Raw genomic sequence first — 18802 nt, 5'->3', positions numbered from 1 at the left:
TGTATATACTTTCGGTCCTACTTTTAGAGCTGAAAACTCACATACTCCTCGTCATGCCTCAGAATTCTGGATGATTGAACCTGATATGGCATACACTCGTCTTCCAGGTATGATGGATGTTGCTGAAGGTCTTCTAAAATACGTTATCAACTACGTATTAGAACATGCTCAAGACGAACTAGCTTTCCTAGATGAAAACGTTAAACCTGGTTTAATTGAAAAACTAAAGAAAACTGCTAGCGAAGACTTTGCTCGTGTTACTTATACTGATGCCGTTAAGATTCTACAAGATGCAGATACTGAATTTAAAGTACCTGTTGAATGGGGAATTGATTTACAATCTGAACATGAAAGATACTTGTGTGAAGAAGTATACAAACGCCCTACTTTCTTAACTGACTACCCACGTGATATCAAAGCATTCTACATGCGTGATAATGACGATGGTAAGACTGTTGCTGCAGCCGACTGTTTAGTACCAGGTATTGGTGAAATCGTTGGTGGTAGTGAACGTGAAGAAAGATATGATGTCTTAAACGACAAGATTAAAGAATTTAACCTAAATCCAGAAGAATATGACTGGTACCAAGATCTTAGAAAATATGGTGAAATCAAACATTCCGGTTTCGGAATTGGTTTCGAACGTTTAGTTATGTACGTAACTGGTATGGAAAACATCAGAGATGTTATCCCATTCCCACGTGAACCAGGTAGCGCTAAGTTCTAATCAAAAAAGCATTCGTAATGAATGCTTTTTTTACTAAGGAGATTTAAACATGAAAAAAGTTGGCCTTATTTTAGGTAGTAACCGCCCTAGTCGTATCTGTCCCGAAATAGGCAATTGGGTGCAAACAATTTAGATTCATCAGATTATGAAACTGAAGTACTAGATTTAAGCCAAATCAATCTGCCCTTTTTAGACGAGGCAGAAGTACCTGCTAAACAACAATATCAAAAAGATCATTCTAAGGAATGGTCTCAAAAAATCGAATCATTGGATGCCGTTATTTTCATTTATCCACAATATAACTGGGGATATCCTGCTGTCTTAAAGAACGCTATCGATTATCTAGCAAGTGAATGGCGTAATAAGAAAGTCACATTCATTTCATATGGTAGTCACGGTGGACTACAATCTCAAATCGCACTTGACCTTGTCGCAGTCGGATTAAAGATGGCTAAACTATCCACTAATCCATTAATTAATATCAATGCTGATATGTTTACCGATGATCATAAATTAATCAACGGACAGCTTGATGACCAAAACTATAAAATTGAATTACTAAGAAAAGAAATTCAATCAATTATCTAATAAAAAAAGCAAGCAGAATTATTCTGCTTGCTTTTTTATATTGCCATCAGGGTCAATATCAAATGTACCTAGATCTCCATCTAATCCTTTTTGAATATCAGTTTTAGAAACACCTTGAATAGTAAAGATGTTTTGCTCAAAATCAAAAAATCGCGGTACCATGATTAATTCATCGTTTTGTCGATTTAAGAACTCTTTCAATAGATTTTCGGCGTCTACAAATGATTCGACCTTGGCTTCTTTATTAACTAAGTTAGTGGTGGGAAAGAAGTAACCGAATTCTCCCCTACACTTTACTTTAATCAAATTTTTGTGTCTTTCCAGTACGGTAATAAGTTGATCCATTAAACATCCCTCTGTTATTAATCTAAGTTAATTATACATATTCATAAATTGATTTAAAATAAATCGACTTGATATCCTTCATAAACGTTAAGATTATCTTAAGAATGCCTGTCGTCTATGCTTTATATAATTTGATTGAACTATAATTAAATTATCATATTAAAAGAGGTGAAATTAATGAACAAAGTAAATCAATTTGATCCCTTTTCATTCATCGTAGGTATTTTAGGTGTTATCGTTGGAATTATTACGCTAAATCGACCAGATATTACATTTAGCACCATCGTAATAATTGTAGCTGTTTTCTCAATTATTACTGGTATTTTCAAGATTACCCATTTATCTGATGTTTTTGAATCTAAAACTTGGATCATTTTTAATAGTATCCTAGATATCCTTATCGGTATTTTAATGCTTTTCAACGCTGCGTTCGGAATTTTATACATTGCTATTTTCTTTGCAATCATGTTTATTTTAGACTCTCTAACAGCATTATCACTAGCAAAATACATTAAAGATATTAGTCATGGATGGTATGTTATGGATATAACTTTTGCAGTTATTGGAATTATTGTAGGAATTTTACTTCTTGCTTCCCCAGTAGCTTCAGCTTTATCAGTAGCATTCCTAGTTGGATTGTTCTTCTTAGTAAATGGAATTTTACGAATCGTTCATTCAATCTAACAGACAAAAAAGGACCTACCATTTGGTAGGTCCTTTTTTTATTATTCAAGATGTCCGATTAAGATTGCTGAAATAACAATCATCAATAGACCAACTACTGTAAATGTAATTTCTTTCTTGTTCTTGTGTTCTTTTAGAATAATCAAACCACCGATAGTTGAAACAACCACGTTCATTTGAGTTAATGGGAAGGCATTAGCAACACCATTTAGTTTTAATGATGTTAGGTAAGCTAATGTCCCTAATCCACCTAAGATTCCAATAATTCCACTCTTCATAGTTACTTTTGACTTCAAGTAACCGAATGTTTCTGATCCATTTAGAATAAAGGCAACAATTAAAGCACCTAACATCATTCCAAATGTTTGTGGTAGTAATCCAACTAAACCAGAAGCATTAGTGATTCTTGGGAATACAGAACATGCTGTGTATCCAAATGAACCAATTACTAGTAATGGAATTCCGGCTTTGTAGTCCATCTTCTTTCTAACCACTTTTTTATCAACATAGCTGGTACAAGTAGTTCCTAGAATTAGAAGTGCGATACTTAAGAATCCAATTAGTTTAGCTAGTGGGCTGCCCCATTCACCAAAGAAGATTACCCCACAAAGTGGAATTTCAATTAATTGTAATCCAGTTGAAATTGGCATTGCTGATGAGACATTCATCTTAGTAAATGAACTGAATTGCATGTATTGAGCAACTGCCCATGCAACCCCTCCTAAGAATGGCCATAAAAATTCATTAAATGAAATTGCAGGTCTTGTAAATATGTAGATTACAATTCCAACAACTAATTGTCCGTAACCTGTTCCTAATAGTTGTTCAATTGGTTTACCACCAAATTTGGTAGCAATTAGAGGTCCTACACCCCAAAGTAGTGCAGGTAATATTCCGATTAAGATGTCCATCTTAACACTTCCTTTTTAAACTTATTATGATTTTATTGTCATTTTTTTCGATTAATAATTGGGGCTGTCCCCAACTAACAATGATTATTATACAATCATGTCATTTTATAGTAAAGCGCTTACATTTAAATTTTCCAATAATTAACTAATTCTTAATAATTTATAACAAATAGTAAAAAAAGGCACGACTGAAAGTCGTACCTTTTTTACAAATCATGATGTTTTTTCAAGTAGTATAGCATCCAGTAAATAATGGCTACCGTAATTACCAAAGTAAAGAACCATGACCAACTACTGTTGGCAAATGGTAATACCCCAACGTTCATACCGTAGAATCCACTGATAATTGGTGGAATTGCTAAAATCAATGACCAGACGGTCAAAACTTTCATGACGTCATTTAAATTGTTATTAATAATGTTACTGTAAGTATCTTCAATTTGACTAACAATTTCATCTAGCACATCAAACATGTATTTGCTTTCATCATATTCAACCGCAACATCATCAATGTGTTGATCTTGACGATTGTTAAATGAAATTGGAATTTCAAAGTTATCACTAGATTTTTGTAGTTGATTAATCGCCATAATGTTTGCAGCAGTGGCTGTTTTTAAGTATACCAAGTCATTCTTCAAAATCGCAATTTCGTTTAGATGACGATTATTAACACGGCTCTTATTACGACTATTTTGTAGATTTTCAACTGATTCATTAATTTGATCCAACTTGTTCATATATGGTTTATTGATTCGTTGAAGCATATTAAAGATCATATCGAATTTGTTACATCTAGTTTCTTGTTTAATACGATATCTAGAATCACTCTTGGTGATAATTAAATCATTGGTGAAGGCGATAATCACTGGTGCTGTTTGTACGTTTTCATCTTGACCAGAAATTAACGCACGCATAATCATAACAGAGTACTTCTTAACTGTATTATATTCAAAACGTGAATGTTCATGAGCATCCAACATGTACCCTTTTAAGATATTAGGTAATTTGTATTCGTCAATTGTTTCTACAACTTCTTTGGTATTTGCATCAACCATTTCCACCCATTTGGAATCAGTTAATTGATGTATTTTAATCAAATCAATTGCCCCTTTCTTAGTAATTAATCGTTTTAGTTTCCTTATTTATGATTCATGGCCTTTTTAATTATTATGATATACTTTTTTATGACATCTTTTGAAAGGACATGATTTATTATTAGCAATTATATTAAGGTTGCACTATTAATGGCGTCAAGTTTATTCATGCAATTTTTAGATGCAACGATTGTAACTACCGCACTTCCATATATAGGAAGAAGTCTCAATGTACCAACTTCTTCTCTTTCATTAACTGTCAGCATTTACTTTATCACCATGGCAATTTTTATTCCACTAAGTGGCTGGATTGCTAAACGAATTGGTAAGAAAAATGCTTGGTTACTTGCGACTTTACTATTTGTATTAAGCTCATTAGGTGACGCGTTAGCCCCTAGTTTTGCAGTTCTTTTAGTTAGCCGTTTTATACAAGGTTTTGCTGGATCATTAATGACACCAACTGCCAGACTAATCATGCTGGAAAGAACCCCTTCCAACCAACTATTAAGAATGGCTAACTATCTAGTTTGGCCAGCTCTAATTGCGCCAGCAATTGCCCCAATTATCGGTGGATTCTTCGTTAAATATCTAACTTGGCAATGGATCTTCTTAATCAATGTCCCAATTGGATTATTAGCTATTCTAATTGGAATTAAATTGGTAGAAAAAGATTCCAAGAAAAGCAAAGATAAGTTTGATTTTATCGGTTTTCTAGAAATCGCAATTTCATCCGGATTCATTTTAATTGGTGCAGAAATCGCCACATATGGTCGTCATTTCTGGCCAGTAGCTGGATTATTGGTACTACTTGGTTTGTTAATGATCTTAGTAGTCGGTTATCACCTTTCACACGTTGAAACACCTTTATTTGATATTAAAGCTTTAAAAGTTAGTTCTTTTAGAATCTATCAAACTGGTGGAACATTCTTGTGGCTATCAGTAGGAGCACTTCCTTACTTGCTAACCGTTTATCTACAAACTGTTTTCCATTGGTCAGCTTTAGTAGCTGGTTACTACGTTATTTTCGTTTTCATTGGAAATATCGGTATTAAACCTTTTACCAACGCGATAATCAGAAACATCAAGTATAAAGCTTCATTATTAATTGCTTTATTTACAGTTGCAATTAGTACTGCTGCTTTAGCAATGATTAGACCAACAACATTCGGTGTCATCATTGCCGGTCTTGCATTTATTTCAGGATGTGGACGATCTTTAGCATTGACCTGCTATAATGCCGTCACATTCTCTGAAATTCCAATTGAAGAAAGAAATTCAGCAAATACGCTTAGTTCTGTTTTACAAACTATGGCACAAGGTTTAGGAGTTTCTCTAATTACCGTTGTCGTATCTGCGTTATCAAGTTTCTTCCCAGAAAATCAATCATACGAAATTGGTTTCGTCTTTCTTGGAATTTTAATGTTATATCCAATTATTGAAGTTGCTATTCAACCCAAAAACTTTGGTAGCAGCGCTTTATAAAAACAAAAAGATGGTATCTAATATTGATGCCATCTTTTTTATTTATCCACGGCCTTCTTTAAACTCTGGATAAAGTTTCATTCCACCATCAACGTAAATTGTTTCCCCAGTTACATATGATGATTCACTAGAAGCTAACCAAGCTGCAGCTGCGGCAACTTCTTCTGGTTTACCAATTCTATTCATTGGTACTAATTCAGCTGTATCAGCATAAGCTTTAGGATCAGCAAATTTCTTTGCATTAATTGGTGTGTTAATTGCACCAGGTGCGATGGAATTAACTCTAATGTTATTAGGAGCATATTCTTTAGCAACAGTTTCTGTAAATAGCTTACTTCCACCCTTTGATGCTGAGTAATCAGCAAAATGAGGCCAAGAAATAGTTTGATGAACAGAAGACATGTTGATAATGTTTCCTGCTTGATTGTGATCTAAGAAGTAATTTAATGCTGCTTTGGTACCTAAGAAGGTTCCAGTTAAGTTAACATCGATTACTCGTTGCCAATCTTTTAATTCTAGTTTATGCGTAGGAACTTCTTTTTCCATCCCTGCGTTGTTAATAAATAAGTCTAAGCCACCAAATTCTTCTTCGGCAGTCTTAACTAACTTATTTACATCTTCTTCTTTTGAAACATCGGCTTGAACTGCGACTGCATCCCCACCGTTTTGCTTAATTTGATCAACGGCTACTTGCGCACCGTTTTGATCAGAATGATAGTTAAAAACTAATTTCATGTGTTCTTGAGCTAAACGTAAAGCAATTGCCTTTCCAATCCCCTTGGAAGCACCAGTAACTACTGCTACTTTTCCATTTAAATCTGTGTACATATCAATCATTCCCTTCAAATTTAAGTCAATAACATAATTATTACACAAAAAATGAGAAAGTTTACTGAATTTCTATTATATTAATATAATCTTTATAATTATTAAGAATATTAATAAAACGATGTTTAATCCCGTAAATATTTTAATAAAACTGGATTTTTCATCTTTAGCATAGATTGAAACTTGTTTAAATGCTAATAAATTAGCTAGAGAAGCGACTAATGTTCCTAAACCGCCAATGGAAACTCCCCAATAAATTGCACTAAAATGACTATAAAATTTAGCAATTAGGACAGCGCATGGAACATTACTGATAATCTGACTAATACCAATAGAGGTTAAAAACGTGCTTTGCGGTGTTTTAATTAAATGATAAATAGCTTCTGATACAATCGGCATTCTTCCAATCATTCCCACAATTAAAAAGAAGAAAACAAACGTAACTAATAATGAATAATCAATTTTTTTAATCATTTGCACATTTACTTTAGCTGACTTCCATATTACTAAGATTAGTGGGACTAAAATGCTAATCACTTTAAATTGCGATAATAAAACAAGGATAAATAATCCGTACACCCATATTACATCACTTATTTTTATAAGAATTGGTTTGGTGGATTGCGCACTAATATATTTTTTATGACTCAAATTCACTAAAATCATCATGATAATGATGCCAATCAACAATAGCTGGATTGATTGTGACATGAATTGTATAAACCCAATTCGATAATATTCGACTAAAAAAACATTTTGCGGATTACCAATCGGTGTTACTGCACTACCTAAGTTAGCTGCAATTGTTATTAATGATACTGGATAAGCGATTTTTAACTGATACTGTTTAGCAATTAATATGTACAAGGGCACTAATGTAATAATTGCTACGTCATTAGTGACTATCATTGATCCCACAAAAGAAAGCAATACTAACCAAGCAGTTATTTGGCGAGAATTGGAAACATGATTTATAATCAAGGCACTAAAATAATTCAATATGTTAGTTTCTTTAACTATTTCAATAATTAGCATTAAATTGAATAAAATCAAGATTGTGTTAACATCAATATCACGCAAATTAGGTTGCCTGAAAAATAGTAATACAATAAAGATTGTTAAAACTATTTTAACGACATTATCTTTAACTATATTTTTAAATAAAGTAGTTATCATGTTGGTTAAGGCCCCCTGTTATTAAAACTTTTATACCATTAAATTTAACATTTAATAGAACCTTTTTCATTTTTTTCTTTAAACTAGCTTAAAATAGTGGTAAATTGTACTTTATTAATGTGTGAATTTTTACATAATTATTTTTGGAGGATTTAGTCATGAAAGCTAAATTTGATAAGATTTCCTTTATGGGAATGCTAATCACTTTGGGAATTGTCTATGGTGATATTGGTACTTCACCACTATATGTAATGAATTCCATTATTGGTAATGCCGGCAAAATGTCTGACATTAAACCTTTTTATATAATTGGATCCATTTCATTAATTATTTGGACTCTTATGGTGATTACCACAATCAAATACGTATTAATTACCATGCGTGCTGATAACAACGGTGAAGGTGGAATTTTCGCCTTATTCGCATTAGTTAGAAAAAAGGCCAAATGGTTAGTATGGCCTGCCTTAATTGGTGGGGCTGCACTATTAGCTGATGGGACTCTAACTCCTGCCGTTTCAGTAACTTCTGCTTTGGAAGGTTTGAAAGGACAACACTTTGGTCCTATCTCGTTCAGTAACTCTCAAGAAACTGTTCTAATCATTACATCATTAGTATTATTGGTATTATTCTTAATTCAACGATTTGGAACTGGAATTATTGGGAACTCATTTGGACCAGTTATGTTAATCTGGTTCTCCTTCCTAGCAATTATGGGGATTGTTAATTTATTAAAATACCCTATTATCTTAAGCGCATTTAACCCAATTTACGCGATTGAAATTCTATTCAGTCCCGTTAATAAAGTGGGATTATTCATTTTAGGTAGTGTTTTCCTTGCTACAACCGGTGCTGAAGCACTTTATTCAGATATGGGACACGTTGGTAAGAAAAACATCTATGGTACTTGGCCATTTGTTTACTTTGCCTTAGTAATGAATTACTTAGGTCAAGGTGCTTGGGTTATCAACAATGCACATAACCCACAATTTGCTAATCTATCAAGTTTGAACCCATTCTACGAAATGCTTCCTGAATCACTTCGTGGTTTTGCCATTGTAATTGCTGCTTTAGCTGCTATCATCGCATCACAAGCATTGATTACTGGTTCATTCACTCTAGTTGATGAAGCGATTGGTTTGAAGTTCTTGCCTAGAATGATTGTTAGACATCCAAGCAATATCAGAAGTCAAATTTACATTTCAACCGTTAACTGGTTCTTATGTATCGTTACCTTCATTGTTGTTTGGGCATTCGGTAGTTCAGAAAGAATGGAATCAGCTTATGGTTTAGCTATCACAGTTACTATGTTGATGACTACCGTTCTATTGTTCGAATACCTATCAGGTAAGATGAGACGCCTATGGGCATTACTAATTGCTGCATTCTTTGCTGTAATTGAATTTACATTCTTCATTGCAAGTATCGTTAAATTCGTTCATGGTGGATTCGTTACCCTAATCATTATGGGTGCTATCTTAATCATCATGATTCTATGGTACTTTGGTAACAAACGTCGTGATCATTACGAACGTGAAAGCGAATATGTTTCCCTTCTTGAATATCGTGATCAATTGACACAATTAAGTGAAGATGAATCAATTCCTTTGTACACTTCTAATTTGGTTTACATGACTAAGATTAAGAATGATTACCAAATCAAACGTAGTACAATGTATTCTATTTTAGATAAGGAACCAAAACGTGCTAAGGTTTACTGGTTCGTTACTGTTAATGAAACAAGTAACCCATACGAAAGTAACTACACTGTTGACCTTATCGATACTAAGAATATTGTTGACGTGCAACTATACCTTGGATTTAGAAAACAACAAAGTGTAAGTATCTACCTACACCAAATTGTTAACTACCTAATCAAACAAGGTGTTATTGATCCACAAAAGCAAACATATAGTTCAACTGGAAAACGTGGTAACGTTGGAGACTTTAAGTTCGTAATCATCAATGAACGTCCTTCTGATTTAGCATTAAACTCAGAAATTAACGCATTTGATAGACAACTTATCTCTGGTCGTATCTTCTTACAAAACATTACTGCCTCCCCTATCTCATGGTACGGATTGGAATTTAGTAATGTAATTGAAGAATCTTCTCCACTATTTATTACTATGCAACATGACCAATATTTAGTTCAAAGAAAGATTTATCACTCAATTCATTCCAGACATAATCTATAAAATAAAAAACACTTATCAATTTTGATAAGTGTTTTTTTTTACATCATTTCATTAATGGCAACCGCCATTCGACGAACCCCTTCATGAATTTGATCATCTTTCATGTTTGAGAAATTCATTCTAAATGTTCCTGGAATCACTTCATCAGGATAGAATGGTTCACCTGGAACAAAGGCAACATTATGCTTTACGCAGTTATAGAATAAATCCATTGTGTTAACGTTTCCTGGTACTTCAACCCAGATAAACATCCCACCTTCTGGATTACTGTGTTTAACCCCTTTAGGAAATTGTTCATCAATTTCTTTTAACATCATTGTTGCACGTTTTTTGTATTCGTCTGAGATTGATTGAATGTGTTTATCCAAATCATTATCTTCCATATATTGAGCAACAATATATTGAGATAGATTGTCTGAATGTAAATCTGCTGATTGTTTCATGACAACAAAAGCATCGATGAAGTCTTTATCAGCTACAATCCATCCTAATCGCATTCCAGGAGCTAGAATCTTAGAAAAAGTATTCATGTAAACCACTGTTCCATTTTCATCGTAATGCTTAATTGGTGGAACAACTTCACCAGAGTATCTAATTTCTCCGTATGGGTCGTCTTCTAAAATAACGACGTTGTGTTTTTCAGCAATTTCAACCATTTTTTGACGTCTATCTGCGGTCATAGTTCGACCGGTTGGATTTTGGAAATTGGGAATTGTATAAATTAATTTGGCTTCTGAATATTCAGTTAATTTGGCTTCTAACGCATCCATTAGCATCCCATCTTCATCCATATCAATACCAACCACTTTAGCGCCATAACTTTTAAATACGTCTAAAGCACATAAGTATGTGGGCTTTTCCACTAAAATGACATCGCCCTCGTTTACCATCATCTTTGCTACTAAATCAATTGATTGTTCTGATCCAGTAGTAATACAAATATTGTCGATGGAAGTATGTACAAACTTGTTAGTTTGCATTCGATGAGCGATTGATTCTCTTAACTTAACGTTTCCAATTGTAGCGGTATATTGTAATGCATCTTTACCATATTTTTCAAAAACTTTATCGGCAGCTTGATGCATAGCTTCAACTGGGAATAATTCTGGCGCCGGCAATCCACCAGCAAATGAAATAATCTCAGGGTCACCTGCTACTTTTAAGATTTCGCCAACCACATCATCATCTAGATTTGGTACTCTTTTCGAGAATTTAAAATTCATAATCAATTCCCTCCTTTTTTATTATTTTTAACTTTTAAATAAGTTAAGAATAATATAGACCTTATCAATCCATTTTACAATCATCTATTTTGTTAAATTAATACTAAAATACTTCCGATGAAAATCAACACATGAATTAAAAGCAAAATTTGACGATATAACGCTCTTTCTTCTTTCTTGTGGGTAAATATGTATAGAACATAAATAATCGTCATCAAAAAGCCAATAAATGCACTTAAAAAGAACCCCACCTCCATCATTACAAAATTACCACTTAATCCACTCAAAATAAAAATAAGTGGAAAAATATAAATTCCGATATTTAATAATAATTCTTTAACAATTGGTTTCATAATATTAAAATCTCCCTAATTTTTTGATTTATAAAATCAGCTATAAGCACTTTCAAATCGTTATAATAATAACATATTAAAGCGTTTATTTTTTTAATCTTTTTGCCAGATTTTTATTGTCATCGACTATTTCATCATTTATAATATGAGATACATATTCAAGTCATCCCACTAATGTTGCTTGTTATTTTGCTATTATTTTTTCGCAACAGACGATGTGGACACATATTATAAAAGGACGTCATCAACCTACCGATGACGTCCTTTTTTATTATCCGATATGATTTTCTTTCAAAATCAATTGAAACTCTTTTTCAATGTCTTCAGTTCTTTCCCACTCTTCAAAGTGATCCATACTTTCATCAGGCATTGTATAAGTTTGGTTGATATAATCTTCATAATTAATCACATGTTCAGAATGTGGAATGTTTAACTGAAGAATGCGGACTTCTTTAATAAATCCTCTTTCAGCTGCTAATTCCGCTCTCCCGTTTTGCACCATGTTACTGATTTCCATATACTTGGTTCCATCCAAACGGGTTATTTGTTCAATTAAATCTAATGTTTCATGACTCTTATATTCTGTTGCCATCTAATTTAATCTCCCTTCGCAAAAAAAATCCGACTACGCGGATTTTTTTATCTAATCACTGATTTAATTTCAGTTTTTTTATGCTTTTTAACTGTCTTTTTCTTAGCATTATCCTTAGCAACACCCTTAGGTAAAACTAACTTCTTAGTTGGTTTTACGATTGAAGATGGGTGATCAATAATGTGATGTAATGGATGTCCAGATACATTCACTAATGAGAAGAATAGTGTAGCAATAGTTACTAACCATGTGAATAGCACCGCTGTTTTTGGCATCTTTTCACTAATAACTGAACCGTAAAAACGTTTCTTTACAGTTGTTGCAACATGCTTATCTTCTGGATGTTCAGCACGTTCTTCATCAGTAACTTGTCTTTGATATTCATCAATATCAAAGTCTTTTTGAATTTGTTTTTGTTCAGCTTCAAACTTAGCTTTGTCTTTCTTTGAAAGCTTCTTAAACCATTCAATAAATTCACGATACTTAGTAGTTACTTCTTGAGTTTCACCAATCATTTTTAACTTACCATAATTGATCCATGCAACACGGTCACATAGGAATTCAATTTGTTTTAATGAATGAGAAACGAAAATAATAGTTTTACCTTGTGCTTTAAAGTCAGCAATCTTGTCCACACACTTTTGATAGAAAGTATCATCCCCAACAGATAATGCTTCATCAATGATTAAAATATCAGGATTAATGTGAACAGCGATTGAGAATCCTAAACGAGATTTCATACCACTTGAATAACTCTTAACTGGTTGATCTACGAAATCACCAATATCAGCAAATGATACGATATCATCCATTAAATCATCAATTTGTTCATTAGTTAAACCTTGCATTAATGACTTCAAACGGATGTTTTCACGACCAGTAAGGTTCTTTCTTAAACCAGCACTAATCGCAACGATTGATGTATCACCTTTAACATCAACCCAACCGGTAGTTTGAGGAATAATTCCTGAAATGATGTTAGAGATAGTTGATTTACCTGAACCATTAACACCAATTAAACCTAGTGCTTCTCCTGATTTAACTTCAAATGAAACCCCCATTAAAGACCAGAAATGAGGAACATCAGTCTTAATTGAGAAAAATGATTTTAGTTTGTCGGTTTGTGTCTTAAACAAATCGTATTCTTTGGTTACGTTTTGTACCTTAATCTTGTAATCTTCAGACATTTTTAATACTTCCTAATTAATTTATTTCGATTTAATCATTATAAAACTAACTACTAATTATATCAAATTAATAAAATAGTAGTGCTTTTCCTGAAATCCAGTAACTCTTGTTGTTAAGTACAATTCTGTACCAAGTTGTGTTGTATTTAGTTCTAATTCCCTTACAGTTAATTTCAACTTTAAAGTCCTTTGGAACCTTTACTTGAGACCAGTTGATCTTTTTAACATTCTTGTATGAACCTGGAATGTGATTATTTAAATCATACTTACCATAGTGATTTAGGTATCCATATCCAGAATACTTAAAGTATTGAGCTGGTTTATTTGTTTTTTTAATAGCCGCTTTTTGAGCAGTAGTCTTTGTTGAAGTTTTCTTTACAGTTGTCTTGTTAGTTGTTTTGCTTGTTTCTTTCTTAGTAGTAACTGGATTCTTTTGATAAGCTGATACATAAGTTACATCGGCTTGGTTAATCCAAACGTTACCAAGTTGACCAACAGAAATTTGATACCAAGTAGTAGTTGGACCATTTACAGTTGTAGTAGCAACTTCTTGAATGGAATATTCCATTCCTTTCATTCCAGTAGTTTTTGCTACTCGTTTAGATAATTGAGGTGTTCCGAATACATTGCTGTAGAGTTGACGATAATCACCCTTAATCTTAACTTTGTTGCTATCGTTTGAATAGTTAACTAATGGGAAGTTAAGTGCAGATGAGTATACCCAATACTTATTCCCATTCTTGCTAAAACTAATACGATACCATGTTGTTGCTGCACCTTTATAAGTACGAACCGCTAAACAATCAACATAGACTGTCGCACCTGAATAAGCACTATTACTCCACGCAACTGTAGTATTTTTCTTTCTTGTATCTTTTACATGAGTATATAGTTTGTACTTACTAAAGTTAGATGATAATTGAACCGTTTCGTTTGTATTACCACCCGTGTAATTAGCAGTTGCTAACACTTTCGACGCTGGCTTTTTAGCAGCAGTATTATTAGTGTTTGTGTTTGTATTAGTTGTAGTACCAGTTCCATTACCATCTAATGCCAACAGATTGTATTGGTTAATAACATTAATCAATTTAGTGGCATAAGATGGGTCAGTTGCATATCCATCAGCTTGAATATTTTTAGCTGCTTGAATACCATCAGGAGCTTGTGATCTAAATACATTGGCATATCTACTGTTTTGAATTAAAAATGTTGCATATCCTTGCAAACTATCCATTAGTGTTGGATAAGAAGCAAATGTGGAGTTAGTAACATAGTATCCATTAGAACCATATTCCCCTGTAGTCGTATTGTAACCTTGACCGTTAGTAGATTTAATTCCAAATAAGTTATTTGATTGTTGTGTTAAAGTACTTTGACCATATCCACTTTCTAATGCTGCTTGAGCGACCATTAGTGATGGGTATAGATTATTGCTATTGGCAATTTGTTGAGCAATTGGTGAAATCGTTGAGATGAAATTATCATATGTTAATTGATTTCCCAAGACGTTAGTATTGTTTAAGATACTGCTTGCTTGTGCAATAGAAGTACTATTACTGCTATTATTAGTACTTGCAGCTTGTGAGTTAACGTTGCTTCCTCCACTAATTAATGGAACAACAGAGCTTCCATCATCAGCATAAGCCTTATACATGTGTCCAGTTGATAGAACCAATCCCGCTGTCAGCGCATAAAGTATTGACTTGGCCATTAGTTTCTTTCTCATAATTAATATCTCTCCATTTTTACTCTATTATCGTTTAATTCCCCGTTTACTTGCGTTTAAACGATTATGCTGTTCTTTAAACTTATCAAAAGTTTTATCAGCTTTAGCTTGTTTTTTTGAATTATCTTTTGTTTTCTTAGTATATTTCATAAAAAACACTCCCAATTAGCAATTATAACATGTTAGTAGTTAAATTAATAAAGTCCAAACAAAAAAGATGCTATTAATAGCATCTTTTTTATTATTGAACTGTAACACTCTTAGCAAGGTTTCTTGGATGATCAACATCAAGTCCCTTGTTTAAGCTAGTGTAGTATGCAAGCAATTGTGCAGGAATAACACTTAGTAGTGGAGTTAATAGTTCATCAACATCTGGAACAACAATATCATCATTTTCTTTTGATAATGATTCAGTTGCAATAGTGATAGCCTTAGCACCACGGGCCATTGTTTCTTCAAGATTACTTCTAGTTAAACCAGCAGTATTAGATTGCGTGATAATTCCAACAACTGGTGTGTCTTCTTCAATTAAAGCAATAGTTCCGTGCTTCAATTCTCCAGAAGCAAAACCTTCAGCTAAAATGTATGAAATTTCTTTTAATTTTAGTGATGATTCTAATGATACGAAGTAATCGATACCTCTACCAATGTAGAAAGCACGGTTAGCATCTGCAAAATATTTCTTTGAAATTTCGTTAATTGTTTCTTTTTCATCAACAATTGATTGCATACCGGTTGCTACAAAACCTAATTGTTGTTTTAGGTTAAAGTCCTTTGCTTTAGCAATTCCTTCGGATTCACCTAAAGCCTTAGCTAAAATTGCTTCAACAGTAATTTGAGCTGTGTATGCTTTAGTAGAAGCAACTGAAATTTCGGGACCAGCATGTAATAACAATGTGTAGTTAGATTCACGTGATAGTGTTGAGTTAGCAACGTTAGTAATTGTTAAACTCTTGTAGTTCAAACGGTTTAAGTTAACTAATACTTCACGACTATCAGCAGTTTCTCCACTTTGACTTAAGAAAATGAAGAATGGATTCTTTGATAGTAATGGCATGTTGTAAGCAAATTCAGAAGAAACATGTACTTCAGTAGGTACTTCAGAAAGTTTTTCGAATAATTCCTTACCAACTAAACCAGCATGGTAACTAGTTCCAGCAGCAATGATGTATAGACGATCTGATTGTTTCATTGCATCTAATAATTCATCTTGAACTACTGGGGTTCCATCTTCGTTTAGGTATTCAGCAGAAAGTTTTCTCATTACGTTTGGTTGTTCATCAATTTCTTTTAGCATGTAGTATGGGTAAGTTCCCTTGTCAGTATCGCTGGCATCAATATCTACATGGAATGGTTTTCTGTCATTTACAACATCGCCATTCTTGTCTTCGATTAAAACTGACTCAGGTTTAACTGTAACAAAGTCACCATCATCTAGTTCTAAGAAGTCATGAGTAATGTTTAACATTGCTAGAGAATCAGAACATACAACGTTACAGTCTTCTCCTAAACCAATCAATAAAGGACTCTTGTTCTTTGCTACATAGATAGTATCTGGTTCTTCACGATCCATTAATTGGAAAGCATATGAGGCACCCTTAAGTAGTGATAATGCCTTCTTAAATGCATGCTTTGCATCTAGATTTTCTTTAACAGCAAAGTAATCTACTAATTGTACAACTACTTCTGTATCAGTTTGTGATGTAAATTCTACATCACTTAAGTATTCTTCCTTTAATTCACGGTAGTTTTCGATAACACCGTTGTGAACAAGGTAGAAACGCTTGTCTTGTGAGAAGTGAGGATGCGCATTTTCAACAGTTACTCCACCATGAGTTGCCCATCTAGTATGAGCAATTCCGGCACTTCCACTAATATCCATATCGTTAACAGCATCTCTTAGGTTGCTGATAGCCCCTGTTCTCTTAACAAGGTAGTCTTTCTTTCCTTCATCATTTACATAAAGTCCAGCTGAATCATATCCACGATATTCTAGCTTTTGTAAACCGTTAACTAAAATATCAACAGCTTTTTGATTCCCTGTAACCCCAACAATTCCACACATATTAATTTTCCTTTCGAATTTAATTAAGTTATATTATTTTTCATTTTATTATCATTTTTTTCGACATATTCTAGATTACAAGTTTTATGTTCAGTTGTCAATTGATAAATATCAAATTGGTATAGTTTATTAACAACCACCATTTTATACCATCACATCGATATTACAAAGCATTATGCAATATATTAATCCGAAAGATATCATGAATTGGTATGGACAATTTAAGCGTGATAAAGGCACAAAAAAAAGACCCAAAAGGTCTTTTTTTCTTAAATTCCGTATTTATCTGCAACAACATCTGCAATACGTTTTGTATAGCCATCAACTAGTTCTTGCGTTGGTGCTTCGGCCATCACTCTAAGTAATGGTTCAGTTCCACTAGGTCTCACTAGTACTCTTCCGTCACCATTCATTTCTTTTTCAACTTCAGCAATCACGTTTAAGACATCTGCATCTTCTTGCGCAGCATCTTTATCACTAACTTTAACGTTGATTAGTTGTTGTGGGTATTTAGTTACTTCAGCAGCTAATTCTGATAGTTTCTTACCAGTGTCTTTCATAACATGAAGTAATTGTAAACTGGTTAATAATCCGTCACCTGTAGTGTTAAAGTCTAAGAAGACGATATGACCTGATTGTTCACCACCAAGGTTATAACCAGATTTATTCATTTCTTCAACGACATAGCGATCTCCAACCTTAGTTTGCACATTGTGCATTCCATTAGCTTCCATCGCTTTGTACATGCCTAGGTTACTCATAACAGTTGTTACAACAGTGTCTTGTTTTAGACGACCGTGATCTGACATATATTTTCCACAAATATACATAATCTTATCACCATCAACTAGTTCACCATTTTCATCAACTGCAAGACAGCGGTCACCGTCTCCGTCAAAAGCTAAACCAATTTCAGCTTCATTTTCTACGACCATCTTTTGTAATTGTTCTGGATGAGTAGATCCAACTTGATCATTGATATTTACTCCATTAGGCATTGTTGCCATAGTTTCAAAATCGATGCCTAAATCAGCATATAATCTAGAAACTAGATTACTAGTTGCACCATTTGCTGAATCAACACAAATCTTCATTCCAGATAAATCATCAGGAACAGTTTGTTCTAGGAAACGAATATATTTTTGACTACCTTCAGAATAATCATCAACAGTACCCAATCCATCTGATGAAGGTCTTGGTAAATCATCTTCTGATTGTTCTAAAATTTCTTCGATTTCTTCTTCCAGTTCATCTGATAATTTGTATCCATCTGAACCAAAGAACTTAATTCCATTATATTCAGCTGGGTTATGTGAAGCAGTAATCATTACACCAGCAGATGCGCCTTGAGTTCTTACTAAGTAGGCTACACCTGGAGTAGTAACTACCCCTAATTGTAAAACTTCAATTCCAACAGATAATAACCCTGCGATTAAAGCGTTTTCTAACATTTGACCAGAAATTCTTGTATCTCTAGCAACTAGTACTTGAGGTTGTCCTTCTGATTGGCTGTGCTTGGTTAAAATGTATCCACCAGCTCTACCACACTTGAAAGCAAGTTCTGGGCTTAAGTCTTTATTAGCTATTCCTCTTACTCCATCGGTTCCAAAATATTTCATAATTTAA

Annotated in this window: 18 protein-coding genes; 5 read left to right on the top strand and 13 right to left on the bottom strand. The window is 33.4% G+C overall.

Annotated features, from left to right (window positions below; translation table 11 throughout):
* Together asnS and RZ74_RS02095 are read left to right on the top strand one after the other, a co-directional pair.
* The coding region (asnS, locus tag RZ74_RS02100) for an asparagine--tRNA ligase (protein ID WP_083437133.1) at positions 1–727 on the top strand (727 nt) is incomplete at its 5' end.
* Between the two features lie 114 nt (positions 728–841).
* Complete coding sequence (locus RZ74_RS02095; protein WP_053949801.1) at positions 842–1315, top strand: NADPH-dependent FMN reductase; 474 nt, start codon at positions 842–844, stop codon at positions 1313–1315.
* An 18-nt stretch (positions 1316–1333) separates the two neighbouring features.
* Here the strand turns inward: RZ74_RS02095 and RZ74_RS02090 are convergent, their stop codons facing one another.
* The gene (locus tag RZ74_RS02090) at positions 1334–1660 is read right to left on the bottom strand and encodes a hypothetical protein (RefSeq protein WP_053949800.1); all 327 of its coding nucleotides are present in this window, start codon (positions 1658–1660) and stop codon (positions 1334–1336) included.
* A gap of 177 nt (positions 1661–1837) precedes the next feature.
* Here RZ74_RS02090 and RZ74_RS02085 point away from each other — a divergent pair, with 177 nt between their 5' ends.
* Positions 1838–2344, top strand: coding sequence for an HdeD family acid-resistance protein (locus tag RZ74_RS02085; protein ID WP_053949799.1), 507 nt, complete (start codon positions 1838–1840; stop codon positions 2342–2344).
* A 41-nt stretch (positions 2345–2385) separates the two neighbouring features.
* On the opposite strand, the gene RZ74_RS02080 is transcribed toward RZ74_RS02085, so the two are convergent.
* Both RZ74_RS02080 and RZ74_RS02075 read right to left on the bottom strand, forming a co-directional pair.
* Positions 2386–3255, bottom strand: coding sequence for a GRP family sugar transporter (locus RZ74_RS02080; protein ID WP_053949798.1), 870 nt, complete (start codon positions 3253–3255; stop codon positions 2386–2388).
* A gap of 206 nt (positions 3256–3461) precedes the next feature.
* On the bottom strand, positions 3462–4352 hold the full coding sequence (locus tag RZ74_RS02075) for a magnesium transporter CorA family protein (RefSeq protein ID WP_053949797.1): 891 nt from the start codon (positions 4350–4352) through the stop codon (positions 3462–3464).
* Positions 4353–4499: 147 nt separating this feature from the next.
* On the opposite strand from RZ74_RS02075, the gene RZ74_RS02070 reads away from it, so the two are divergent.
* Positions 4500–5831: an MFS transporter gene (locus RZ74_RS02070; protein WP_237756911.1), complete on the top strand. Its 1332-nt coding sequence runs from the start codon at positions 4500–4502 to the stop codon at positions 5829–5831.
* Positions 5832–5873: 42 nt separating this feature from the next.
* Here RZ74_RS02070 and RZ74_RS02065 read toward each other — a convergent pair whose 3' ends face one another.
* Both RZ74_RS02065 and RZ74_RS02060 read right to left on the bottom strand, forming a co-directional pair.
* Entirely contained in the window at positions 5874–6659 is a 786-nt protein-coding gene (locus tag RZ74_RS02065) for a glucose-1-dehydrogenase (protein ID WP_053949795.1), read from the bottom strand.
* Between the two features lie 75 nt (positions 6660–6734).
* A complete protein-coding gene (locus RZ74_RS02060; protein ID WP_053949794.1) occupies positions 6735–7835 on the bottom strand; it encodes an SLC13 family permease in 1101 nt (366 codons plus the stop codon).
* Positions 7836–7993: 158 nt separating this feature from the next.
* On the opposite strand from RZ74_RS02060, the gene RZ74_RS02055 reads away from it, so the two are divergent.
* Positions 7994–10030: a KUP/HAK/KT family potassium transporter gene (locus RZ74_RS02055; protein ID WP_053949793.1), complete on the top strand. Its 2037-nt coding sequence runs from the start codon at positions 7994–7996 to the stop codon at positions 10028–10030.
* 38 nt (positions 10031–10068) lie between these two features.
* On the opposite strand, the gene RZ74_RS02050 is transcribed toward RZ74_RS02055, so the two are convergent.
* From RZ74_RS02050 to glmM, 8 genes are all read right to left on the bottom strand, one after another.
* The gene (locus RZ74_RS02050) at positions 10069–11253 is read right to left on the bottom strand and encodes an aminotransferase-like domain-containing protein (protein WP_053949792.1); all 1185 of its coding nucleotides are present in this window, start codon (positions 11251–11253) and stop codon (positions 10069–10071) included.
* A 92-nt stretch (positions 11254–11345) separates the two neighbouring features.
* On the bottom strand, positions 11346–11606 hold the full coding sequence (locus RZ74_RS02045) for a hypothetical protein (protein WP_053949791.1): 261 nt from the start codon (positions 11604–11606) through the stop codon (positions 11346–11348).
* Between the two features lie 271 nt (positions 11607–11877).
* Entirely contained in the window at positions 11878–12198 is a 321-nt protein-coding gene (locus tag RZ74_RS02040; RefSeq protein ID WP_053949790.1) for a hypothetical protein, read from the bottom strand.
* Between the two features lie 47 nt (positions 12199–12245).
* A complete protein-coding gene (locus RZ74_RS02035; protein ID WP_083437131.1) occupies positions 12246–13385 on the bottom strand; it encodes an ABC transporter ATP-binding protein in 1140 nt (379 codons plus the stop codon).
* A 67-nt stretch (positions 13386–13452) separates the two neighbouring features.
* A complete protein-coding gene (locus RZ74_RS02030) occupies positions 13453–15111 on the bottom strand; it encodes a glycoside hydrolase family 73 protein (protein WP_053949789.1) in 1659 nt (552 codons plus the stop codon).
* Between the two features lie 27 nt (positions 15112–15138).
* Entirely contained in the window at positions 15139–15261 is a 123-nt protein-coding gene (locus RZ74_RS07025; RefSeq protein ID WP_263505236.1) for a hypothetical protein, read from the bottom strand.
* A gap of 91 nt (positions 15262–15352) precedes the next feature.
* Positions 15353–17176, bottom strand: coding sequence for a glutamine--fructose-6-phosphate transaminase (isomerizing) (glmS, locus tag RZ74_RS02025; RefSeq protein ID WP_053949788.1), 1824 nt, complete (start codon positions 17174–17176; stop codon positions 15353–15355).
* A 269-nt stretch (positions 17177–17445) separates the two neighbouring features.
* A complete protein-coding gene (gene glmM, locus RZ74_RS02020; RefSeq protein ID WP_053949787.1) occupies positions 17446–18795 on the bottom strand; it encodes a phosphoglucosamine mutase in 1350 nt (449 codons plus the stop codon).
* Positions 18796–18802 lie beyond the last annotated feature (7 nt).

Origin of the sequence: Apilactobacillus apinorum, assembly GCF_001281175.1 — a bacterium.
Taxonomy (GTDB): domain Bacteria; phylum Bacillota; class Bacilli; order Lactobacillales; family Lactobacillaceae; genus Apilactobacillus; species Apilactobacillus apinorum.
The sequence above is the reverse complement of the archived record's forward strand: the minus strand, read 5'-3'. Positions and strand labels throughout refer to the sequence as shown.

Excerpts from the sequence above, each read along its gene's own strand:
- RZ74_RS02090 (WP_053949800.1), bottom strand. The coding sequence starts at position 1,660 with ATGGATCAACTTATTACCGTACTGGAAAGACACAAAAATTTGATTAAA.
- RZ74_RS02085 (WP_053949799.1), top strand. The coding sequence starts at position 1,838 with ATGAACAAAGTAAATCAATTTGATCCCTTTTCATTCATCGTAGGTATT.
- RZ74_RS02080 (WP_053949798.1), bottom strand. The coding sequence starts at position 3,255 with ATGGACATCTTAATCGGAATATTACCTGCACTACTTTGGGGTGTAGGA.
- RZ74_RS02070 (WP_237756911.1), top strand. The coding sequence starts at position 4,500 with ATGGCGTCAAGTTTATTCATGCAATTTTTAGATGCAACGATTGTAACT.
- RZ74_RS02065 (WP_053949795.1), bottom strand. The coding sequence starts at position 6,659 with ATGTACACAGATTTAAATGGAAAAGTAGCAGTAGTTACTGGTGCTTCC.
- RZ74_RS02060 (WP_053949794.1), bottom strand. The coding sequence starts at position 7,835 with ATGATAACTACTTTATTTAAAAATATAGTTAAAGATAATGTCGTTAAA.
- RZ74_RS02055 (WP_053949793.1), top strand. The coding sequence starts at position 7,994 with ATGAAAGCTAAATTTGATAAGATTTCCTTTATGGGAATGCTAATCACT.
- RZ74_RS02050 (WP_053949792.1), bottom strand. The coding sequence starts at position 11,253 with ATGAATTTTAAATTCTCGAAAAGAGTACCAAATCTAGATGATGATGTG.
- RZ74_RS02045 (WP_053949791.1), bottom strand. The coding sequence starts at position 11,606 with ATGAAACCAATTGTTAAAGAATTATTATTAAATATCGGAATTTATATT.
- RZ74_RS02040 (WP_053949790.1), bottom strand. The coding sequence starts at position 12,198 with ATGGCAACAGAATATAAGAGTCATGAAACATTAGATTTAATTGAACAA.
- RZ74_RS02035 (WP_083437131.1), bottom strand. The coding sequence starts at position 13,385 with ATGTCTGAAGATTACAAGATTAAGGTACAAAACGTAACCAAAGAATAC.
- RZ74_RS02030 (WP_053949789.1), bottom strand. The coding sequence starts at position 15,111 with ATGAGAAAGAAACTAATGGCCAAGTCAATACTTTATGCGCTGACAGCG.
- RZ74_RS07025 (WP_263505236.1), bottom strand. The coding sequence starts at position 15,261 with ATGAAATATACTAAGAAAACAAAAGATAATTCAAAAAAACAAGCTAAA.
- glmS (WP_053949788.1), bottom strand. The coding sequence starts at position 17,176 with ATGTGTGGAATTGTTGGGGTTACAGGGAATCAAAAAGCTGTTGATATT.
- glmM (WP_053949787.1), bottom strand. The coding sequence starts at position 18,795 with ATGAAATATTTTGGAACCGATGGAGTAAGAGGAATAGCTAATAAAGAC.